Here is a 20,863-nt window from a genome sequence, read left to right on the forward strand (position 1 = left end):
AATGTCAGGGAGAATTCAAAGAAATCTCATAGATCTGGTGACAGGGACTTTTGTCTCTCGTGTGCTGGGCTTTTTGCGAGAGCTGGTGACCGCCGCCTATTACGGCACCAATCGCGCTATGGATTTGTTCGTCATCGCCTTCACCATTCCCACATTTTTCAGACATTTTTTGGGCGAGGATGTGGTCGAACGGGCGTTTTTGCCGCCGTTCAAGCGATTGATCAGCCAGAAAAAATATCAGCACGGATGGCAGTTACTGTCCTCTTGCTTTAACTTGATGGTCATAGCATTGATTATCGTCACCGCTATCCTTTATCTCATCGCACCGCTGATTGTCAAAATTATCGCACCAGGCCTGGAGCCATCGGTCTTCCCCAAAGCGATCACCATGACATATTGGATTTTGCCGTTCATGTTGATCATTGGCCTCTCAGCCTTTGTCGGCAGCGTTCTGAACTTCTTCGAAATGAACAAGATCTACAGCCTTGCACCAGCCATGTTGAGCATCGGGGTGATCATTGGCGTCCATTACTTCAGACCATTTCTGGGCATCTATGCGCTCCCTGCTGGCTTTCTGTTAGGCGGGTTGTTAGAGCTGATCATTCAAATCCCCTTTTTATTCAAACGACAAATCTGGAAGGACACTCATGCCAGCTATTCCCCCACGCTTCATCTCAACGAAGCGGAGATGAGAACGGTGAGCCGCGAAAGCGGGTTCATCTTGCTCAAGTCATTGCTGGATAAATCGGTGGAAATTGTGGATCGGATGCTGGCTTCATTTTTGATCACTGGTAGCATCGCCTCGCTCTGGTACGCCCAGCGACTCATTCAATTGCCAGTCGCTATTATCGGGCTTTCTATCAGTCGCGCGTTGGTGCCATATTTGACCGAAAAAAAAGCGTTGGTTCAAGATGAGGATTTTTTGGCTGGAATTCGCCTGGGGATCCAAATGAATCTTGCCCTCGTGCTGCCCATCATCATGATCATGGTGGCAATGGCCACGCCAATCATCAGTCTGGTTTATCAGCGCGGCCACTTCGATGCCGAAAGCACGCGACTCACCGCTATCGCGTTCTGGTGCTATTCTGTCGGATTGCTCGGCATCAGTTTGAACACCTTTTTTTCCCGATTGTTTTCGATCTTTCAGAAGAACAAGATGCCGTTTTATATCGCCATTGCCACGGCCATTCTGAACATCATTCTCAACTTCATTTTGGTTAAAACCCCGCTGAAACACGGGGGGATTGCCCTGGCTTCGTCCATCGCCTTTAGCCTGAGCTGTTTGCTGCTTTTCTACTTTCTCTCGAAAGAGTTGCGTCATCAAATCGACTATAGGGCGATTCTTCGAGATCTATTTATCATCAGCTTAGTTTGCTTCATCATCGGTATTATGATCTTTCTGGGCTATCATCATTTGCTCAAGCATTATTTAGAGGGAAAGATCGATTCTTTGTTAATTCGAAATGTAGTAGGTTTGGGAATCGGTGCCACCGTCGCAGGTTTACTCTATCTCTCAGCCATGCGTCTCATCGGCCCAAAAGAGATCCGAGCTCGGATCAATAAGGCTTTCTTTTAAAATCCCAACTCATCTCTGTCTTCTGCGCGGAATGGATCTTAATTCCAAATGATAAATTCGATCCAACGCTACATCCCGCAATTCATAGATCCCCTCGCCCAAATCAGAAAATGGGACTGCTGTTCCAGATTCATCGTGAATTGACCTCAACTGATGCTGGTCTAATAGAAGATGCACGGAATGATTTTCAATGCATAGCAACTCTGCTCGACTGTTGTTTTCGAAAACCAGCAGGCCCTTCCCATTGGGCAATGATTCTGCCAATAGCTTCCCCTCGTTGCTCACGATTTGCCAATAGCCATAATCCACCCATCGGACCAACCCATCGGGTTTGAGCTGATATAATTTGAGCAAGTTGACAATTTGAGTGCGCATTTCACCGTGAATTGGGGCATCGTGAAAGCGCTTGAGATATTGGATAGATGGGACACCATAAATCGCGCTGGTGACGTAATGGTAGAGCGCAATTCCCTTGGGGAGATCCGCTGCGTCCCCATCGATCAACATGCCAGGAAGCGCTTGCGTGATGACCCGTGCCCGTTTCTCTCGAACCGTCTTGTTATCCCAGTCGTCGTTCACTCGGAGCATGTCCTGAACATCTGCAAAATGGGGATCGACCGCAGAGCTAATCAATAGCGCATCTGGTTTATATCTTTTAGCTGTTTCATAAAAAACCTTCAAATAGCGATGGGCCTCGCGAAATCCAATGCCAGCGTTACTATTGGCGTAATTCGCCCGGCTGGGATCGCGCGCCAGGAACAGGCGATCGATCTTCAAGCCATCGGCATCAAGTTGATTCGGCCCATTGCCGAAAAGGACCTGGCAACACGAGTCCACGTAGCTCTCGAACAAGGGATGGGTTGCATCGAGATATTCTCCATCGATGATTGCCATGCGGACTGGCAACGCTCGGGCCTCTGCTTTCCACGCTTTCCAGAACAGGATGACCTTTATCCCATGATCATGGCACCAATCGATCATGTTCCGCAAGTCCCGAAACCGATCCGAAGGCGTTGCCTCGCCATCATTCATTGCCCATTTGCTCTCGATGATCAAATTGAAGTTTAAGCTATCCAGCGCATATCGCTGTTGAATCACATAATCTCTGACCCATTGACTATTATAATTCGGATGCTCATCTATCATTTGATTCACCCGCTGTTCTCCCCACGTCGAAACTAAGGGACGCTTCCACCAGCCAGGAACGCGCCTTGGTTGTTTCTGTGCTTTATTATTGTGTTGCCGAACAAAGCGAGCATATTCCCCTATTGCATCCCATGGCGAATTATTGAAGGTGAAAATTATCGCGGGGAACTGATAAAGAAGCTCGCGCTGAAATTTTATTCGATCCCATGGAAGATCCAGCCAGAGCGCATTGTGTTTAAATGAATAGAGGGATGCATCAGGCAGATCCAACAACCCGGTACTGAACCATCCTGCTCTAGTTTTGAACGATAGATTCAGCGGCGCTGGTGCAAAACCCCATTGCTGATCCCGATCCGCACGAAGATCAACAACGGGATTCGTTCGGAAATAATCATCTGGCTCTGGCGAAAAATATTGATCCCAATTTGTTGTGTCAAATCCAATGTCGTTTCGCCGGAAAAGATAGGCTCCAACGCTATTGAAATTCTTCGGAAGCACAGATTTGATTTCTATTTTAAAAGCGTTATGATAACAAGTAAGTTTTATCTCCTGCGCTGTCATGCCATCCAAGCCTGCAGTAACGATAATCGCTCGATCGCTGATTTTCCACGAGCGAACAATGCTGGCCTCTTCCCTTCGTTCACTTAGATCGAACTGTATATCAAGCGGGAATGACGTGTAAGGAACCCCGTCTTTATTGCTAAGATGTGCCTGGCCAATGGTCTTATCCAATTTCAATTGATAGATGGAAGTCTTGATTGTGATAGCGTCCTCAGATGCAATGATATTAATTTTATCATCACTTGCCTTCGCCAAATCCGACAGACCAACGAGCATGATGCAAATCATGACCATTAGCAATTCTTTTTCTATGGAATCAAATCTGTTAAAATGTGATCCAACCATATAATCCCAATGCTTATTTTGGTGACAATTGGAGTTCCCATGCGATTTGCGGACCGCAAGCGAATCAGCTCAATGTCCCTGGAACTCAACAAGCGGCGCTGTTTTGCCTGCCAATTTAACAAATTCATGCCTCATTGTCAAGTTGATCGACAAAAATAGAACAGGCTTTGCAAAAAATTAATTTTGGGTTTTGATCAATGGTCAAAGGATGGGCTTATGAGGTATCATGTCAATCAATTATATGAAAGATAGTGGTCTGATGAAAAATTTGCTAACAAACCAGAAGGCAAGAAGAGACAGAGGGCACAGGATTTCAATTGATTTTCGATGAACATTTTTAATTGCACCGATGCCCTCTGTTCCAGAATTAATTCTTGTTGCAAAATTATCAAAACAGGATAGATTGTCATACCTGCGCATACAGGCATCTCATTTTTTGGTTGACTTAAGCATTAGTTAAAAAAGAGATCGCTGCTATCGCAGGAATGACATCGTTTCCTTTGATTTCCTTTTTGCAACTGAAACAATTAACATACATCATATTTGCAATTCGCTATTGCAGCTTCACCATTTTTCGGGTCGCGATTTGGTGAGAGCTTTTATTTGTTGCAGTGATTCGATAGAAATAGATCCCGCTGGCAACATTATTGCCCAGGTGATCTTTACCATCCCATGTTACGATATGCCAACCGGCTGGCAGGTTCTCGCTCACGAGGTTGATGACCTTGGCGCCACGCAGATCAAACACTTCCAGTTTCACATCTGCTGCTTGAGCCAAATAATAGCGGATGGTTGTCGTCGGATTAAATGGGTTTGGATAATTTTGGCGCAACTCAAAATTCCGTGGTTGATTGATGGATTGATTCGAAAAAGCCAGCTCTGTTGGGGGTTCAAAATCGATTTCAACATCATCGATGTACCAGCCCAGATCGTTCACCGCTTCATCGCTGCCGAAATGAAATCTAATCTTGATCGTATGATTCAGAAAGGGGCTGAGATCCACCACAGAGTGATGCCAGAAATTTCCATTCGGGGCTGGCCCGCCGAAACAAGGTTCGCTGCCCAGAAAGGTATTGAACGGATCCAGCACGCCATCGTAGCCTTCTTCTGGGACAACCACTTGAAAATCCCCCGAATCTACCGCAATTTTGATATTGCCACCATCCCAAAAGGTGTCGTCGCTATATTCGTTTTGGTACCAATGCCAAAAAACCAGCCGTGCTGCTGAACGATCCATTAAGCTGATTTCTGGCGTTTCTAAAATCGATTCCGTGAGATCGCTGTAATTGCCTTTCAAATTGGTCGCCCATAAATGAACGCCTGAATGGGCAGTTTTTGGGCCAGAACTCGGGATCCCCCATTGCCAATCCCCGAGCGTCACAGGCGTTAGAATTTGCTCCAATTCAAAATCAAAGATCAGGCTATTTTTCAGGTGGAATTTTAGAAAGCCAATGCTTGGAAGCAACGTCTGGTTTTGATTCGCAGAATTATCGGTCGCTAAAAGTTGATATTTGACTGTGTCCCCCACGGAAAAATTTTCCGCAGGGATCAATGCTTGATAAAGATTTTCGATCGAGGTCAGATTCATGGTCAGCGTGTCTGCTTTACCTGATTTTTTCAGATAAATCAATTTGACGCTCGAAATACCGATGTTATCTTTCACATAGGCACTGATTGGAAATTGATCGGCGAAAGCCGAAGCATATTCCAATGGAGTAGGGATAATTTTGGGCGGTTCAAAATCTGCCGCCACTTTGAAAGAGAAAGTCGGCCGCGGAGCGCTTCTCGGCAGTAAGCCAACCCTACCTCGTTGGTCCGAGGCGCTAAGATAATAGTAGATTTGATTCGCCGAGCTCAGCGCCGGAATCAGTCCCTGGTATTCATTGGGATTGCCAGTGGGCTGCAAGAACACTGAATCGAACGGTGCCACGCCCGTCGTATTATAAAATAATTTGAAACTGGCCGAATCGAACGGAACCGGCGTGGTTAATACCAGCGCTGGTTTGATAGTAGCTGTAATCAAATACGGTCCAGTACTTTCAGTGTCTCCCAACGGCCGATGCTGAATGAGAGGCGGCTCCCCTGAAACGTAGGTTAAATACAGCATCGGACCGAGATTTTCTAAGATCTGTTTTTGAATGAAAGCTGTATCGGGAAAGAAACCAGAGTAAGCAACGCTCTCCGCTGTATTGCCCACTTCAGGTGTAAATCCAAACACCTTGTTTTTGGTCGTTTGCTCTCCATAAAACCAATCATCTGTGCTACCATTGGTGTTATACAGCTCATAACCTGGTTGTGGTTTATAACGATTATATGCCACACAACTATCGGCTAGCACTTTAAAAATCGCGTCATCTGGGGTCAATATCGGCGCATAGCCCCAGGGATAGAGCCATAACTGGCCATAGCTATGAAAAGAAAGATTGATGACGAAATGATGTCGAGAGACAAAGTCGCGAATTGCCTGGGACTCTGGTTCAGAGAAAGGTCCACTACCTCGATAAGTTTGACTGCTAGGGAAAGGACTCGATCCTGAATTATCATAGCCCCAATTATATCCGAAATTGCGATTGAGATCGACTCCGTCATAATCGGGATCGAACACTCCATTATTATTGTTATCCCGCTTATTTTTTCGCCACCACATTGGATCATTATAACTACTTGGTGAAGTGCCGCTGAACACATATTCATGCCCATCGGGATTGAATGTGGGACAGAGCCAGATCTGTCGGTTATCCACCAGATAGGTGACATAACCGTCTTTGCCATAATGATCGATCAAATAATGCATGAAATAAAGGATGATCTCCGGTGTGATGATCTCGCGGGCATGCGTATTGGCCATATAAAAGACCTCTGCTTCATCTTCCTCAATCTGGACGTTATCGGAAATTTTCAGCGCCCAGATATCATAGCCACCTCTGCCAACTGTCTTTTCATAACTATCGCCAATATCTTCCAACATTGCCAAGTCGGGATGCTCCGCGACCACCTGCTGCATCTCATCAAGCATTTGCTGATAATTATGAAAGTGATCGAAATAGCCAGACTGGCGTAATTGTCGAGCAAAAGCATCCGCATCGGGCAATAACAGTTCAGTCTTGAAACCGAGCCGAGTAATATTTTGGAGCTCTGTTTCGATAACTAACGCATTGACCGAATGAGATGCCGGATCGATCGCGGTCACATCGATCCCAGTTTGAAATAGTTCCTTCACGACTTGATTTGGTTTTCCAGTCAAGTCAATTCTAACGATTTTTCTGGTGAATTGTTGACCCGCCATAGCTGATCCGATAATCATCATTTGAATCAATAGCACCAAAATACTTTTTCTCATCATGAGCTCCTTTCATCTTTTACCTTGATCACTTGACATTTCGCCTGATTGATCCCCATTTGATGGGCATATGATGAGGGGACGATTCTGCTTGATGCAACTTTTGAATGACTCCATCACTCAGGGTCGAAATTCTTCCTAAGCCAGAAGGATTGCAACTAAAAATTTGACTGAGAATATTTTCCTTTCGATCTGAGTCGTCTAACTTTTGCCTATAAAAAAATAAACAGCGAGAAATGCTGAATCAGGATGGCCTTCGAAATCGTTTTATAATTCGCCTTTGAACCTCTGTCGCGCATAGACATCCAATATCTTTCGGCTTCTCAAATCAAAAATAAACTCAATATCTGCAGCGTACATCAGATCATATTGGTGGGAATGAAAGATCAACTGATTTTTGTGGGTATCGAACCAGATGGCCCAAGACGGGTTTGGTAGCAATTGCAATCTCGACCCCTCAACGGCAATAGCTTCCTGCAATTTCTCTCGCATGCGGCAATATTCATCGCTGACTGTTTTAATTATCTGCCGCGTATTGTACAAAATCTCAAAAGTTAGAGGCGACAAATAGTTGTATTGGAGCGAATCGTGAGCAACGGGATATCGCACCGATTGTCGAATGACTTTGCCCCTAATCTTTATTAGCATTCCATCTGGACAGGATAATTTGGTAGATAGGGGGATATAGGAGCGCCCATTTTCAAATATTCGAACAACGGGAAATTCATCGAGAAACACGCTGCTATCACAATATATCCCGATCGTCTCCACAACTTGATCGGGCGCTGACCGTGCAATCAACGACCCTCCCGAAACCATTCCAGATTGAAAAACAGATTGTCCAACATGAAGCTGATAGGTTTGGCTACCGCAGCCAAAGCAAAGGACGGAAATAATCACGAGAAGAAAGGTCGATTTCATACGAACCTTCGCTTATGTTGATTGATCTCAGCTTTCAGCTATAATATAGACACCTTCATTTTAATTTTCAACAGAAAATTTCAATCCTCTCGAAAATTTTTTCATTGGGACGTGGGGATAAAAAAGCCATTTTGTTCGAAAATTTTGCTTGATAATTTTGTTTAAATTTAGTATCTTTGACCTTGCAAATAATTGACACTATCAATTAAAATTGATATCAAGACTTTCCCCAAAATGATCAAGCAATCTATCAACTCCATTCCTGTGGCTTTAGCTGAAATTACTTCACGTCTGTTTGCCAATTGTAATGAAAAAGAATTGTTCCATGCAGCGAAATTTGGTATATCCACTGTTGAATTTCGTTGCATCCGAATCCTGGCAGAAAAAATGCAGCTCAACGTCAATCAAATGGCGCATGAAATGTCGCTGACCAGCAGTCGGGTTACTCGCATTGTCGACAGATTGGTAGCGAAAAAATTAGTTCGTCGGATAAGCGACAAAAATGACCGCCGGGTGTTCAATCTTTCTTTGACCCCAAAGGGCGAAAAATTGGCCCAGCAATGCATTGCGGAACATATAAAAATTCACGAGGAAATCATTGGCTATATTCCAGCGGAATATCATCAATCGATGATTCAGTTGCTTGAACTATTGAATCAGGCAGTGGAAGCCTGGCTAGGCAAACAAGTGGCATCTTGGGGAGAGGATGTCAATGATCATTAATTCAGAGTTGGTTGTCAGGCATTTCTTTTGGTCAAAATAGCAAAAATCACGCTTTCGTTCGCATTATTTCTGACGGCTCTCATCGCTAAAAGAAGAGGCCAAAGAAAAAAGAAATTGATCAACTAAACACAAAACCAAAAAATCAAGAGGAAGGAAAAATGGCGAGACTCACAAAAAAAGACATCCTATGGTTGCAGGAAAAGTTTGGTTCGAGAGTGACCTTTGATAAAACTGAACGCGTGTTATATGGGCATGATATTGCTGCCATGCCCAAGCTATTCAAACCGTTGATCGGCAATACCACGCCGGATGCGGTGGTACAGCCGAAGAATGAAGATGAGTTAGTGGCATTAGTGAAATGGGCTGCGCAAAAAAGAATTCCGTTGACCCCCCGTGCCAAGGCTTCATCGGGCTATGGCGGGGTGCTCCCAACTCGTAAGGGCATCGTCGTGGACTTTTATCGCATGAAAGAGGTGTTAGATATCAACAAAAATGATTTGACTGTGACAGTCCAGCCAGGTATCACTTGGGAGCAATTGGAAAAGAAGATCGACACGAAAGGTCTGATGTTGCGGCTTTATCCATCAAGCTACCCTTCATCCTCGGCTGGAGGATGGTTGGCCCAAGGCGGAGCAGGATTCGGCTCGTACGAATACGGCTGGTACTCTGAAAATGTAGTTTCGGCTCGGGTGGTTTTGCCGTCTGGCGAGGTGAAGGAATTTTCTGGTCATGAGTTGGATCTTATTGCCGATGCCGAAGGGATTACCGGCATCATCAGCCAAGTGACGATCCGGGTGCAGCCATTGACCAAAATCGATGTGGTTGCGGCCGCTTTCGCCGATCCTGTCAAATTGACTGCAGCGATGACAGAGGTAGTAAATAGTGATTTGCCGATCTGGTCAATTATGTTCATCAATCCGAGGATGGCAGAGATGAAAAATCGGGCGCCTCAGATGATGCATCACGGCCACCCAGTGGGCCACAAGCCGCTGCTGCCGGCTGCTTATGTTGTAACGTTTGCATTTCGACACAAAGACCGCGAGGCCATCTTGGCAAAATTGCCCACCATCGTCAAACATCATGAAGGAGACATGCTGAGCCAGGAAATTGCCGATCACGAATGGCAAGAGCGGTTCAAACTGATGGTTGTAAAACGGCTGGGTCCGTCGCTTGTGCCAGCCGAAGTCGTCGTCCCATTAGAAAATTTCGCTCAAGTGATGAATGAGATCGAGCACAAAGTCGATCAGCCCGTAGTGAAAGAAGGTGTGATAATTAAGCGAGGCAAGAGCGGCAAACCGGAGGTCGTCATTCTGGGCTTTATCCCCAGCGATCAAAGGAAATTCTCCTACAATTTGGTGTTCGGCCTGGTGCTGACGATTCTGAAAATAGCGGAGCGAAATGGCGGCCGACCGTATTCAACAGGCCTTTATTTCTCCAGCCGCAAGAACCAAATTCTAGGCAAGGATCGGGTCAATCGAATTAAAGCATTCAAAAAGAGAATCGATCCGAAAGGGATATTGAACCCCGATAAAGTGATGGGGGGCAAGCTAATCGGTCGTATTTTGGGCATGGCCAACCTGTTGGAGCCGTTGGCACGACCGTTCGGTAACTTGCTTATTTCCAAAGTTGGAGAAAAGCCAGATCCAACCCCTATCAAGGACATCCCGGGCGATGTTGCCTGGTACGCCTACGCTTGTTCTCAGTGCGGCTACTGCGTTGATGAATGCGATCAATTCTACGGCCGCGGCTGGGAGAGCCAATCGCCGCGCGGCAAATGGTACTGGCTGCGCGAATATTTGGAAGGCAGGGCCAAGTGGGATCAGAAAATGGTCGATACGATTCTGGTTTGCACCACCTGTGAATTGTGCAATTTGCGCTGCTCTGCCTCGTTGCCTATTGAACAATCATGGATGAAACTTCGCGGGAAATTGATCCACGAGCAAGATCGCATGACGTTCCCACCATTTGAGATGATGGCGGCTGCGCTGCGTGCTGAGGGCAATATCTGGGCTGGCTACCGTAAAGATCGAACCCAATGGTTTCCGAAAGAACTTTGGGAGAAACATGGCCCAGATCGAAAGAGCAAGATAGTTTATTTCGCAGGATGCACTGCTTCCTATGTGGAGAACGATATCGGTGCCGCTTCTGTGACCCTTCTGGACGCCGCAGGGGTCGATTTCACTTATCTGGGCAAGGCCGAAAATTGTTGCGGGACGCCCATGCTCGTTGCTGGCAAATGGGAGCTGTTTGCTGAAATCATGAAGAAGAACATTGCCGCCGTTAAGGCGGTCGGTGGCGATACGGTCGTCACCTCCTGCCCTGCCTGCGATATGATGTGGCGCCATACTTATAAAGAATGGGCAGAAAAATTAGGTATCGAATATGGGATTACAACCAAACATTACAGCGAGCTGGTCGCTGAAAAAATTAAGGCTGGAGATTTCAAATTCACTCACCCGGTAAAACAGCGAATTACCTGGCATGATTCCTGCCATATCGGTCGTGTCTCAGGCGTGTATGAAGAGCCGCGCGAACTGATCAAAGCCATCCCTGGAGTTGAATTCGTAGAGATGCGGCATAATCGGCAGGAAGGTCATTGCTGTGGCAGCGTGCTTACTTTGATTAAAGAGCCTCTGGTTGCTCATGAAGTTGGCAAGACGCGATTGGACGATGCCATCGAGAACCGCTCCGAGGCAGTCTTGGCGCTCTGCCCGTGCTGCGAATTTCAGTTACGCGTGACCCAACAGAAAAAGGCGTTGTCGCTTGAAATCCACGATCTGGCAGCGTTCGCCTGCAAAGCCTTAGGGAAGACCTTTGCCGATCCCAATCCCGAAGTAACCCGTCAATGGGCTGTTTTCGAGAGCATGATCGCGCTAATGACACCCCAGGGATTCGCCAATTTGATGGATACCATGTGGCCCGAACTGCTCAACGCTATGCCATTGGGCATGGGAGGAATGATGAAATTCATCGGCAAACTTGGCTTCATTGGCGATGCCATGTTCGCCATGATGAAACCTTTGTTCCCCATCCTATTTCCCAAATTGTTGCCAGGCATGATGCCTAAGGTCATGCCGACCATGCTCGCTCGGGTTGGTGCACAGATCCCCATGCCCGATTACATGGCCGAACAAATGCCCGAACTAATGCCCAAAGTCATGGACAACTTGATGCCGAAGATGCTGCCGGATGTCGTGCCTTTGGTCGTGCCTAAGATGATCAACTATCTAAGGGGACGCACGGCAAATTAATCACAAATAAAAAACTGATTCCATCCGCTCTATGCGGATGGAATCAGTTTTCTACGCGCGAAACGATTTAAAAATAAATCGAAGTAAGCCAAGGCAAATTGACGCTTCTGAACTTTTATCGCTCAGGAGCATAATGGCCCTTTCTCAAAAAACCGAATCCTCGAAATCAAATAGCTCTTTTATTTCCTCTGAAATTGTTTAGAAATATTATCCCACAGCTTCCGATCTCTTTAAAAGATTAGATCGCATCCCTCTATTTCTTTACTTTCGACGTGAGATCCGAAAATTCAAGCTTAATTTCAAATGGCTCACCTCGAGCTGAATGTGGTTATGCATTTTCAAATGAATTTTCGTTGTCAATTGTAGTTATCAATTCACCCAGTTTCATTTGCTTTCGCTCCGCATCAGTGAGGTTACGAATTTGATCAGTCGTTTTGAAATGGACCTTCGCCACATTTACCAAAGCTTGAGCCCCGAATTTAGCCACTAAGTTTTCAGCAAATGAGATGACATTGGTTGCGCCACGCGGGAAAACCAGGCCATACTTTTGGGAGTTGACGTCAAACCAATAGATCGATTCGCTTTTCGCTAGGATCGAGGCAGCAGCCACCGTGATCTCCTGTTCCGCCTTTGGCATCTGAATCAACTGAATTCGGCGTCCCAATTTCATCAATGCATTTTCGATATAACTTCGATCGCCAAATTGATCAGAAATTGCGCGCTGACATCCATGGTGATGAATTAGCAGATTCTCGATCACCCGTGCATGGCCCCAACCCAGCAATCGATTCAAGTTCTTCATCCGCGATAACAGCACATTATATTTGATCGGGCTGATGATAACGATATTGAATTGCTTTTCTCCCAATAGCTTCTTAATCTGAATGGCCAGATTCTGGATTGTGCCATCGCTGAGTCGCTTGGAATCCTTCACCCCCAATTTTTGTAGCATATCGGCTTGCGCTTCATTCGCCAGTACCCCAGCAATCACCAATGGCCCAAAATAGTCCCCTTTGCCCGCCTCATCGGTTCCAATTCGCGTTCCAGAGATTTGGATTGAGGTATATTGCTTTTCCTCTTTCTGATAATGTTGAGCTTGTAGCGTCGCCAAAAAGGCTTCAACCTTTTTGCGCTCAGCATCATTGCTCCCGCTAATGACAACTTTGCCGTTATTATAAAGGTTCACAACCAGGGTTCTGCTTTTGGCAAGAAAGACCTGGTGCGGCCGTGGCTCAAAATCATACCCCTGTTCCTGCAAATACGCTTTGAAGCGCTCGAATTTATCTTGCTCAATCGTTAGCGTCATTGATGTTCTTTCGATAAAGATGTCTCAACAAATCTGATTTCTGGCATGAGAGGGGATTCATACTGATCACAATCCATTAGCATCTAAAAGCATCTGCTTTCGATACAACTGTTCCATCACACCAAAATCTTCGGTAAGGCTCTTTTCTAATAATTGAGCTGCTTTATTGAGGTAAATCGGCAGTACCATTTGTTCTTCGGCTGAAAAATTGCTGAGGACATACGCCTCTACTGTCCCTGTAGCAGGCCGTGACACTCCTAACCGCAACCGCTTAAAATCCCTAGTCCCCAATTTATTGGAAATGGAACGAAGGCCATTGTGTCCAGCCAGTCCTCCATTGGTCTTAAAACCGATAACCCCAAAGGGCAATTCAATGTCATCATGAATCACCAAAATTTGATCTGGTTCGATCCTCAAAAAATGAGCCAGCGGTTGGACGCTTTCGCCACTCAAATTCATGTAGGTTTGCGGCTTGAGAAAATAGATCGTCTCTCCATTCAAGGAATGACTGGCATATTCTCCTTTGAACTTGTTTTGCCAGGAAAGCTGAGGAAAAAAGGAGACACGTTCCAACATCAGCCAGGCGATGTTGTGGCGTGTATAGGCATATTTTGGGCCTGGATTTCCCAGGGCAACGATCAATCGTAACATTAACAGTCTGCTCTAATCAAAAAAATACTTCGTTTCAAGAATCCTTTGACTCCTAATTAGAATCGCTTTTTTTGATCTTTCCATCCGATCAAATATGCAAGACATTATTCATCACATTCTGATGACTGATGACTGATAACTGATCACTAATCACTGCTCATTATTCAGTCCCCAGTATCTCTGATCCCACAAATACTCTGGCTTGACATGTCGCAATGATTTGAAGATATTTTCTCGCGTACCTCGATAATCCTTTTCCAGATTTAATAATAGATTCTTTACGTACGCACGCTTGGTCAAGCCGGCAGAGGGGCAGAGATTAACAAAAGTCGGAAAATCGTTTTGAGCGGCAAACTCTTTGATCTTCTTTTCCCAGATATAAACCAGCGGCCGAATAATATGAAACTTCCCCTTAAAAAGCTCTTGATTTGGCATCATGGTCGATATCTGCCTTCCGAAGAGGATGTTGATGAATAGCGTCTCGATCACATCATCTTTGTGATGTCCCAGGGCAATTTTTTGGCAACCGAACCGTTCAGCCAATTCGATCATCCGCTGCCTTCGGAACTGCGAACAGAGAAAGCATGGCTTTTTGCGGTTCTTTTCACTATGTGCGTAAGTCCCTATCTGGGTCACTTCGATGTGATATTCATGACCATTCGCCTCAAAATAGCGCCGCAGTGGTTCAAAATGGGCTGGATTCTCCCCATGAAATCCAAGATCAATATGTACCGCTATGAGTGAAATATCGTTCGGAGTAAAAATTTTTCTACCAGAAAGCAATTTTAGCAATACAAAGGAATCTGCACCGCCCGAAATACCGACCAAAATCCGATCCCCTGGCTGAATCATCTGGAAATCGGTAATGGCCAGTTCCATGTTTTTTCTGAGAAATTCATATAAGTTTTTCTTCATGACTGCCAACAAAATCGAAATATCATAGAACTTTTTGGCGCAGCGTTTACGTCCAAAGCACTCACAAGTCGCTTCTGTGACCGCTGACTTTAATGATGTTTTCTTATGCCACTTCTTTTAGCTTACAGTTCTACTCAATCTTTTGAGCATAGAACGAGATCAGAACGCCACTATTTGGTCTTTAATTTTGCTTCAACATACTTTCGATCTGATCGAGAAAAATCTTCTCGCCTTCTAAATTATTGTAGCCATGCTGCTCATCGATGGAAACGGCTTTTTTTAATAACTGATAACCTTCAGAGTAGTCATTTTGTTTCAATTTTATTAAACCCATGTTAAAAAGCACCAAAGATAAAAATTCAAAGTTGTTTGTTTGTTCATACAATGATGCGGCCTGATGATAATAATCAAGCGCTGGGAGCAAATTATTTTGCTGATTATAGACATCCCCCAACCGATCGTAAATTTGAGCTTTGGCTGCGACTGCATCATCATCGCTCAGCAGTTCTAACGCTTGCTCATAGCAACCGATAGCCCGATCGGCTAATTTTTGCTTTTGCAGCACCGATGCTTGATGAAGCAGCGTCTGAATAATTCCTCTTTTATCATCCAAGATCCGATATAAACTATTGCTCTTTTCAAAATAGAAAAGCGCACTATCCAGCTCTCCTGCCTGTTGAAATGCCAACCCGAGATGATCATACCCGTCCGCTGTTTTGGGCTCATGATGATTCTTAATACTCAAGGCTAAACTTTGCTTAAAGAAACGAATCGCCAATGGAAATTCCTTATTTTCCTGATGGGCATTACCCAACAAATTCAGCGAACCAATCATCCCAGTTTCATTATTCAATTGTTCGTGCAGTGCCAGAGCCTTTTGATAATAAGCAATCGCTTTATTCCGCTGATACAATAGCTGATAAATTTGACCAACGTTTTCATAGGTCGCTGCAAGGTTTATCGAGTCTTTTGCCTGTTCCATGGTTTCAACGGTGGATTCAAAGATGCTTAGCGCCAGTTTCCACTGACCAGCCATTAAATGGGCATTCCCCAGGTTTTGGGCGATGCGAATATATGCATCATGATCGCGATAATTGTTCAGCGATGAATATGCGCGCTGATAATAAGCCATGGCGCTATCCTGTTGTTGGTTGATTTGGAAAGCCGCCCCAATATTGTTTAGTGCAAGCGCCGATTCATAACCATTTTTGGATAATGATAATGCATCCCGCCAAAATCGAATTGCATTTTGACGATCCACTCGCGCCCTGGATGATTCGCGCTCAAACACCAATCCCTGATCCCAGTGACTTTCAGCCAAATGAAAGCTGGCTGAAAATGATTTGAGACTGCCAAAGTAATTCATCGCATCAGGGTATTGCTTGACTATCAACATAAAGTATCCCCTGAGAAAATCCGTCAGTTCAGAAATGTGATGAGAGTCAAATGATGGTAGATCAAACCGTCGCAAGCGGCAAATTTTTCCGCTTAAGATAGGTGAATCATCGCTCAATATTCCATGGATGCTCGCCCTTTTCGGAACAATTAACGTCGGCCGAAAGGATGAATGTGAGATACCATTTGCTTCAGGAACACACGATAGCACCAAATTCGCAGCGCTATTATCCCCAATTTCCTCCAGCCGGTCCAAATTAAAATTTTTTTCATCCATCCGATGAAATATCAACTCAATTTTTGCGAAAAACGGATTAATTGAGATCGCTTTCAAACTGTCAATCACCATTTTTTCAAGAGAATCGAACCAGGACCTTTGAGATGGATCGCTTGCGGTGACCACGGCAATTCGAAACAAAGTTGGAAATTGCTTTTCGATAGCACTCATTTTTTTGAGAGATCGAATGATATGCTTCACGAAATCGTCCTCGATAGGGGCATCGAAAGGCAAAACTGCAATTTGGAGCATTCGGAAACTGTCGGCGCAAGCTGCTTCGATTTGAATGCTGCTATCCTCTCGATCGTTAAACCAGATAACAGCATCCAATTTCTGATCACGAAGTCGCTGCCGAACTGCCGTGGAGATGCGCCCAAATTGAAACGGCCCAGCATCAAGCGAGTCCAAATGGACGAACCTAAATGCCGCCGGCTGGCTTATAGCACGTGCCAATCTCGTTTCAAATTCAGTTGAATCAAAAAGCTTAGAGTTCTGTATCACAATGCCAACTCGCAACGAATCAGATCCGAAGCTGGGCGAAATCCAGAAAAATATTAGTATCACCACCAAGCGAATCAGTTTCTCGAAGTACTCCATCAAGCGCATTGAACGATCCCTTTCTTCCTTTCATCAAAAATTTCTTTTTCTTCAGTTAAAACGCGGTTTACATCCCTCTCACCGCAATATGGCAGCCGGCGAAAATTTTCTCAACCCTCTGAGCCAATTCGCGATCAAATCTTTCCTGTTTCTGAAGGATGAATGTCGGGAATCTGAAAAATTATGCTCTGGCCCCTGGTTCAGGCCGCCGAAAAAATATGACAACCCGGTATAAAAGTCAAGCCAAAACTGATACATTCAGGAAACTTAACATTTATCGATTCGCTTTGGGGATCAAGACTGAATCCTGCAAATTTTTTCCAGTGGATGGAAAGGCTGAGCTTTTCAACAAGCATGGGATTTCATTTTTTCGTACGAGACGGGAGACAGCGATAAGGGAGGAATCAAATTTTTTGGAACAAATTTTCCGCAAAGCGATCTGATAGGGACAAAACGAAAACTCCCCACGGCGGAATACTTCCATGGCCGCGGGGAGCTTTCGCTGGGAGGGATGTTTCAGATTCTCTGCTTGGAATCAGTCATCACCTTCTTTTTTATGATGATCTCCTGATCTTTCTGTTCTGGCAGAAGCTCGGGCAGCCACAACTCAATTGATCTTTCTGGGTTCCCGCGCCATCGAAATTCGCGAATCATTCGCTTAGGAATAATAATGGTGGATTCCTCGTCTTCCCTTGTTCCAAGCGTAATGGTTAGGCTTTGCTTTTTATTCTGCCGAATGATCTCAAAAGAGACATCATCATCTTCTTCGTATTCTGCAATAATCTCTTGAACATCTCTCGGCGTCGCGACTGACTCACCGTCAATTTTCACGATGACATCACCAGATTTTAATCCAGCTTTCTGGGCAGGACTATCCTTGATAACGTCAAGGATCAATACTCCTTCCCCAGCTTGGACGCCAAAATATTGAGCCAGGTCTTCGTTGATCTCATGAAGCTGAACCCCGAGATAAGCACGATTGGTTCGATACCCTCCGAAGAAATTTCTCGGATTCGGAAAGAAAAACATATCGCTTTCTGAACGTCTTGCTCGACCAATCGTCACCGTGATGGTTTTCTCTTTGCCATCACGAATAACGACAATCTTTGCCTTTTCCCCTGGCTGGAGGCCTCGAACCACTCGGACCAACGTGCTCGATCTTGTGATCTTCACATCGTTCACCCACTGAATGACATCATCCTCCATCAAACCATCGCGCTCGGCAGGACTATTTGGCTCAATTTCAGTAATCACGACACCAAAATCTGCCTTCAGGGCCTTTTTTTGGTGACGAGTCAGCTCCTGGGTTACGACACCCAAATAGCCTTTCTTTTTCGCTTCTTTTTCCGCGCCCATTAACTGTATAGCCCCTGACACTGTCAGCACAGCTATCAAAAATAGAATGAGGCCTATCATCCATATTGAATTGAATCTTTTCATTGCTAATCACCTCCATTGGTTCGAACTACGAACGAGCTTCTGCAAATTAAAATCATCCCAATCTGAATCGCCAGGTCGCGGCGTGCAATCTCATCAATGCTGAGAAAATGTCTTGCAGACTCCTCTTCAGATGAAAAGGATCCTTGCAGTGATTTGATATTCTGCTGAGATCCATGGACCTACTGATTCAATTTGCTCAATCGCCACTAATCATCTCTGGCTAAATATCAAGACTGCTGCACCCCAAAAAAAGTTTTATGGAATACCATCATCAAGAATGGAACTCTGTTGCTTAAAAATTGCAGTTGCATCTGTTGAAAAATAAGATTATATTCGGCCTCAACATTTATCAATTCAATTTTCGAGGTAGAATGATGTGGCTTATAATTGCTGCAATTATTGGTTCAGTCTTAATCTTTTTGGGTTTTCTTGGATGTATCATCCCAGCGCTTCCGGGACCACCTTTGAGTTTCATTGCGTTGCTCCTCATCGCGATCGTCTCGGACTTCTCGCCCCCTCTAACTGGAAATTTGATCTTTATCATGCTTGGAATGACCGTAGTTGTTACGGCCATGGATTATTTCATCCCTGTTTTGGGTGCCAAAAAATATGGCGCCTCGAAATGGGGAATTTGGGGATCAATCCTGGGGATGCTTTTTGGAATCCTTTATCTTCCACCTTTAGGAATGATCCTCGGCGCGTTTCTTGGTGCCGTGATCGCAGAAATGATTGCAGGCAAAGCGACATCATCAGCCTTTAAAGCTGGAATAGGTGTATTCCTTGGAACCTTATTAGGGACCATTTTAAAACTCATCGTTGTGAGCGTCATGGCATATTATTTCATTGTGGCTTTGATTCGTCTTTGATCTCTTAAACATTTATACCCCGCTCAAATCCGACTCGCCTTCTCACGAACATAAGGAATGAAAATAAAAATCAGAACATGAAATTCTGCCTTGGCTTATTTTGCTTTTGCCTCATCTAAACCATATGATTTCAGGTTCATGATTATTTATAATTTTTTGGTGAAATTGAACCACCAATTCTCTTTGATGCTTCATTCGGGTTATCATGGAATAATTTCAGCATTCAGATGCGAAATTTTTGAGAGCAATCTGCCCCTTTTTCGGAACTTTAGATTCCGGTTTTAAAATTGCGCTTGTTTTAATTAATTAAATTTCAAACGATTAATTTTTTGGCACGATGATTGTTACAATAGGCAATTTAAAAATTTTAGCAATTCCATGAAGCGTTCGAATATAGCCATTGTCAATGGCCTTAAAAATTGCAAAAAAATTCATCAAAGAAAAAGTGAAGGGAAAGGAACAGTTGACGTTGAAAATTGTGGTAGCATACAGTAGCAAAGAAGGCCTTTTGAGGGAATATCAGCGACAAAGGAGGCAAAGATCAAAATCGGACTCGATCCCGGAAGATTTTTTTGCAGAGGGGGATTCGCCGGAGACGATTCATGCGGTGATGGAGGCAATCCGCAGTGCTGGACATGAAGTGATCGGAATCGAAGGCGACGATGATGCACTGAAAAATTTAGCTGAAATCCAACCTGATTTGGTTTTCAATATTGTTGAGGGATTGTTCGGCGATTTTCGAGAATCTTTCATCCCACTCGTTTGCGAACGGCTCGGCATACCATATACGGGTTCCGATCCGTTGACCCTGGCGCTATGTTTGAATAAAGCACGAACAAAACAGATCCTGAACTATTATTCGATCCCCACCCCAAAATTTCGGGTGTTCTATTCAATGCAAGACGTTGATCTATGGGATTTCGACTTCCCGGCCATCATCAAACCGGTGGCCGAGGGAAGTAGCAAAGGGGTGTTCAATGATTCGGTTGTGGATGACGCAGACCAGGCCCGAATACAGATCGAGCGATGTTTCGAAAGATATAATGAGCCGGTAATGATTGAACAATTTTTAGATGGAGACGAATTCACGGTAGCAATCTGGGGCAATTGGCCCGATGTCGAAGTCCTGCCGATCATCTCGATCAAATACGACGATCTGCCATCCGGCGCACGTCCAATTTATTCTTATGAAGCCAAATGGGTTTGGGATAAGCCCGAAAAGCCGCTGGAAATATTCCAATGCCCAGCGAATTTGACCCATTTGCAGCGCCGTAATATCGAGGCCATAGCACGCGATGCCTATCGGGCGATGGACATCAAAGATTGGTGCCGCATTGATATTCGTATGGACCGGCAGGGTATACCGCATATTTTAGAGTTGAATCCATTGCCTGGTATTTTGCCCAACCCTGAAGAAAATTCTTGTTTCCCGAAGGCAGCCCGCACGAAAGGATATAGCTATGATGCCATGATCAATAAAGTGATCGAGTTTGCCCGAAAACGGTACGGCATCTGAGAACTCAATCAAATTTGAAAAATTGAAAAAGAACGCG

General features: G+C 44.8%; 13 protein-coding genes. 5 read left to right on the forward strand and 8 right to left on the reverse strand.

The genetic code is table 11. The features are described 5' to 3' along the window. Position 1 precedes the first annotated feature (1 nt). Positions 2 to 1,576, forward strand: a complete 1,575-nt coding sequence (gene murJ / locus ONB37_08990) for a murein biosynthesis integral membrane protein MurJ (GenBank protein ID MDZ7400283.1) — start codon at positions 2 to 4, stop codon at positions 1,574 to 1,576. Positions 1,577 to 1,585: 9 nt separating this feature from the next. Here the strand turns inward: murJ and ONB37_08995 are convergent, their stop codons facing one another. From ONB37_08995 to ONB37_09005, 3 genes are all read right to left on the reverse strand, one after another. Next, the gene (locus ONB37_08995; protein MDZ7400284.1) at positions 1,586 to 3,559 is read right to left on the reverse strand and encodes a hypothetical protein; all 1,974 of its coding nucleotides are present in this window, start codon (positions 3,557 to 3,559) and stop codon (positions 1,586 to 1,588) included. A gap of 622 nt (positions 3,560 to 4,181) precedes the next feature. Then, positions 4,182 to 6,968 (reverse strand): M14 family zinc carboxypeptidase, encoded by a 2,787-nt coding sequence (locus ONB37_09000; protein MDZ7400285.1) that lies wholly within the window; start codon positions 6,966 to 6,968, stop codon positions 4,182 to 4,184. A gap of 267 nt (positions 6,969 to 7,235) precedes the next feature. Then, positions 7,236 to 7,769 (reverse strand): hypothetical protein, encoded by a 534-nt coding sequence (locus ONB37_09005; protein ID MDZ7400286.1) that lies wholly within the window; start codon positions 7,767 to 7,769, stop codon positions 7,236 to 7,238. A 354-nt stretch (positions 7,770 to 8,123) separates the two neighbouring features. On the opposite strand from ONB37_09005, the gene ONB37_09010 reads away from it, so the two are divergent. Continuing rightward, entirely contained in the window at positions 8,124 to 8,612 is a 489-nt protein-coding gene (locus tag ONB37_09010; protein ID MDZ7400287.1) for a MarR family transcriptional regulator, read from the forward strand. A 158-nt stretch (positions 8,613 to 8,770) separates the two neighbouring features. Continuing rightward, positions 8,771 to 11,863, forward strand: coding sequence for an FAD-binding oxidoreductase (locus ONB37_09015; GenBank protein ID MDZ7400288.1), 3,093 nt, complete (start codon positions 8,771 to 8,773; stop codon positions 11,861 to 11,863). A gap of 328 nt (positions 11,864 to 12,191) precedes the next feature. Here the strand turns inward: ONB37_09015 and rnhC are convergent, their stop codons facing one another. The 5 genes from rnhC to ONB37_09040 form a co-directional block, all read right to left on the reverse strand. Further along, entirely contained in the window at positions 12,192 to 13,169 is a 978-nt protein-coding gene (gene rnhC, locus ONB37_09020; GenBank protein MDZ7400289.1) for a ribonuclease HIII, read from the reverse strand. A gap of 66 nt (positions 13,170 to 13,235) precedes the next feature. Next, positions 13,236 to 13,820 (reverse strand): aminoacyl-tRNA hydrolase, encoded by a 585-nt coding sequence (gene pth / locus ONB37_09025; protein MDZ7400290.1) that lies wholly within the window; start codon positions 13,818 to 13,820, stop codon positions 13,236 to 13,238. 150 nt (positions 13,821 to 13,970) lie between these two features. Then, positions 13,971 to 14,735, reverse strand: a complete 765-nt coding sequence (locus ONB37_09030; protein MDZ7400291.1) for a tRNA 2-thiocytidine(32) synthetase TtcA — start codon at positions 14,733 to 14,735, stop codon at positions 13,971 to 13,973. A gap of 181 nt (positions 14,736 to 14,916) precedes the next feature. Further along, a complete protein-coding gene (locus tag ONB37_09035; protein MDZ7400292.1) occupies positions 14,917 to 16,860 on the reverse strand; it encodes a tetratricopeptide repeat protein in 1,944 nt (647 codons plus the stop codon). A 660-nt stretch (positions 16,861 to 17,520) separates the two neighbouring features. Further along, positions 17,521 to 18,444: a PDZ domain-containing protein gene (locus tag ONB37_09040; GenBank protein ID MDZ7400293.1), complete on the reverse strand. Its 924-nt coding sequence runs from the start codon at positions 18,442 to 18,444 to the stop codon at positions 17,521 to 17,523. A 371-nt stretch (positions 18,445 to 18,815) separates the two neighbouring features. On the opposite strand from ONB37_09040, the gene ONB37_09045 reads away from it, so the two are divergent. Beyond that, on the forward strand, positions 18,816 to 19,310 hold the full coding sequence (locus tag ONB37_09045; GenBank protein MDZ7400294.1) for a DUF456 domain-containing protein: 495 nt from the start codon (positions 18,816 to 18,818) through the stop codon (positions 19,308 to 19,310). 406 nt (positions 19,311 to 19,716) lie between these two features. Further along, on the forward strand, positions 19,717 to 20,826 hold the full coding sequence (locus ONB37_09050; GenBank protein MDZ7400295.1) for a D-alanine--D-alanine ligase: 1,110 nt from the start codon (positions 19,717 to 19,719) through the stop codon (positions 20,824 to 20,826). Positions 20,827 to 20,863: the final 37 nt, after the last annotated feature.

Source organism: candidate division KSB1 bacterium (genome assembly GCA_034506395.1).
Classification (GTDB): domain Bacteria; phylum Zhuqueibacterota; class Zhuqueibacteria; order Thermofontimicrobiales; family Thermofontimicrobiaceae; genus Thermofontimicrobium.

What these genes read in the sequence shown, in the direction of transcription:
- ONB37_09010 (MDZ7400287.1), top strand. Translation starts at nt 8,124, where the DNA reads ATGATCAAGCAATCTATCAACTCCATTCCTGTGGCTTTAGCTGAAATT.
- rnhC (MDZ7400289.1), bottom strand. Translation starts at nt 13,169, where the DNA reads ATGACGCTAACGATTGAGCAAGATAAATTCGAGCGCTTCAAAGCGTAT.
- ONB37_09030 (MDZ7400291.1), bottom strand. Translation starts at nt 14,735, where the DNA reads ATGAAGAAAAACTTATATGAATTTCTCAGAAAAAACATGGAACTGGCC.
- ONB37_09045 (MDZ7400294.1), top strand. Translation starts at nt 18,816, where the DNA reads ATGATGTGGCTTATAATTGCTGCAATTATTGGTTCAGTCTTAATCTTT.
- murJ (MDZ7400283.1), top strand. Translation starts at nt 2, where the DNA reads ATGTCAGGGAGAATTCAAAGAAATCTCATAGATCTGGTGACAGGGACT.
- ONB37_09000 (MDZ7400285.1), bottom strand. Translation starts at nt 6,968, where the DNA reads ATGAGAAAAAGTATTTTGGTGCTATTGATTCAAATGATGATTATCGGA.
- ONB37_08995 (MDZ7400284.1), bottom strand. Translation starts at nt 3,559, where the DNA reads ATGCTCGTTGGTCTGTCGGATTTGGCGAAGGCAAGTGATGATAAAATT.
- ONB37_09050 (MDZ7400295.1), top strand. Translation starts at nt 19,717, where the DNA reads ATGGCCTTAAAAATTGCAAAAAAATTCATCAAAGAAAAAGTGAAGGGA.
- ONB37_09015 (MDZ7400288.1), top strand. Translation starts at nt 8,771, where the DNA reads ATGGCGAGACTCACAAAAAAAGACATCCTATGGTTGCAGGAAAAGTTT.
- pth (MDZ7400290.1), bottom strand. Translation starts at nt 13,820, where the DNA reads ATGTTACGATTGATCGTTGCCCTGGGAAATCCAGGCCCAAAATATGCC.
- ONB37_09040 (MDZ7400293.1), bottom strand. Translation starts at nt 18,444, where the DNA reads ATGAAAAGATTCAATTCAATATGGATGATAGGCCTCATTCTATTTTTG.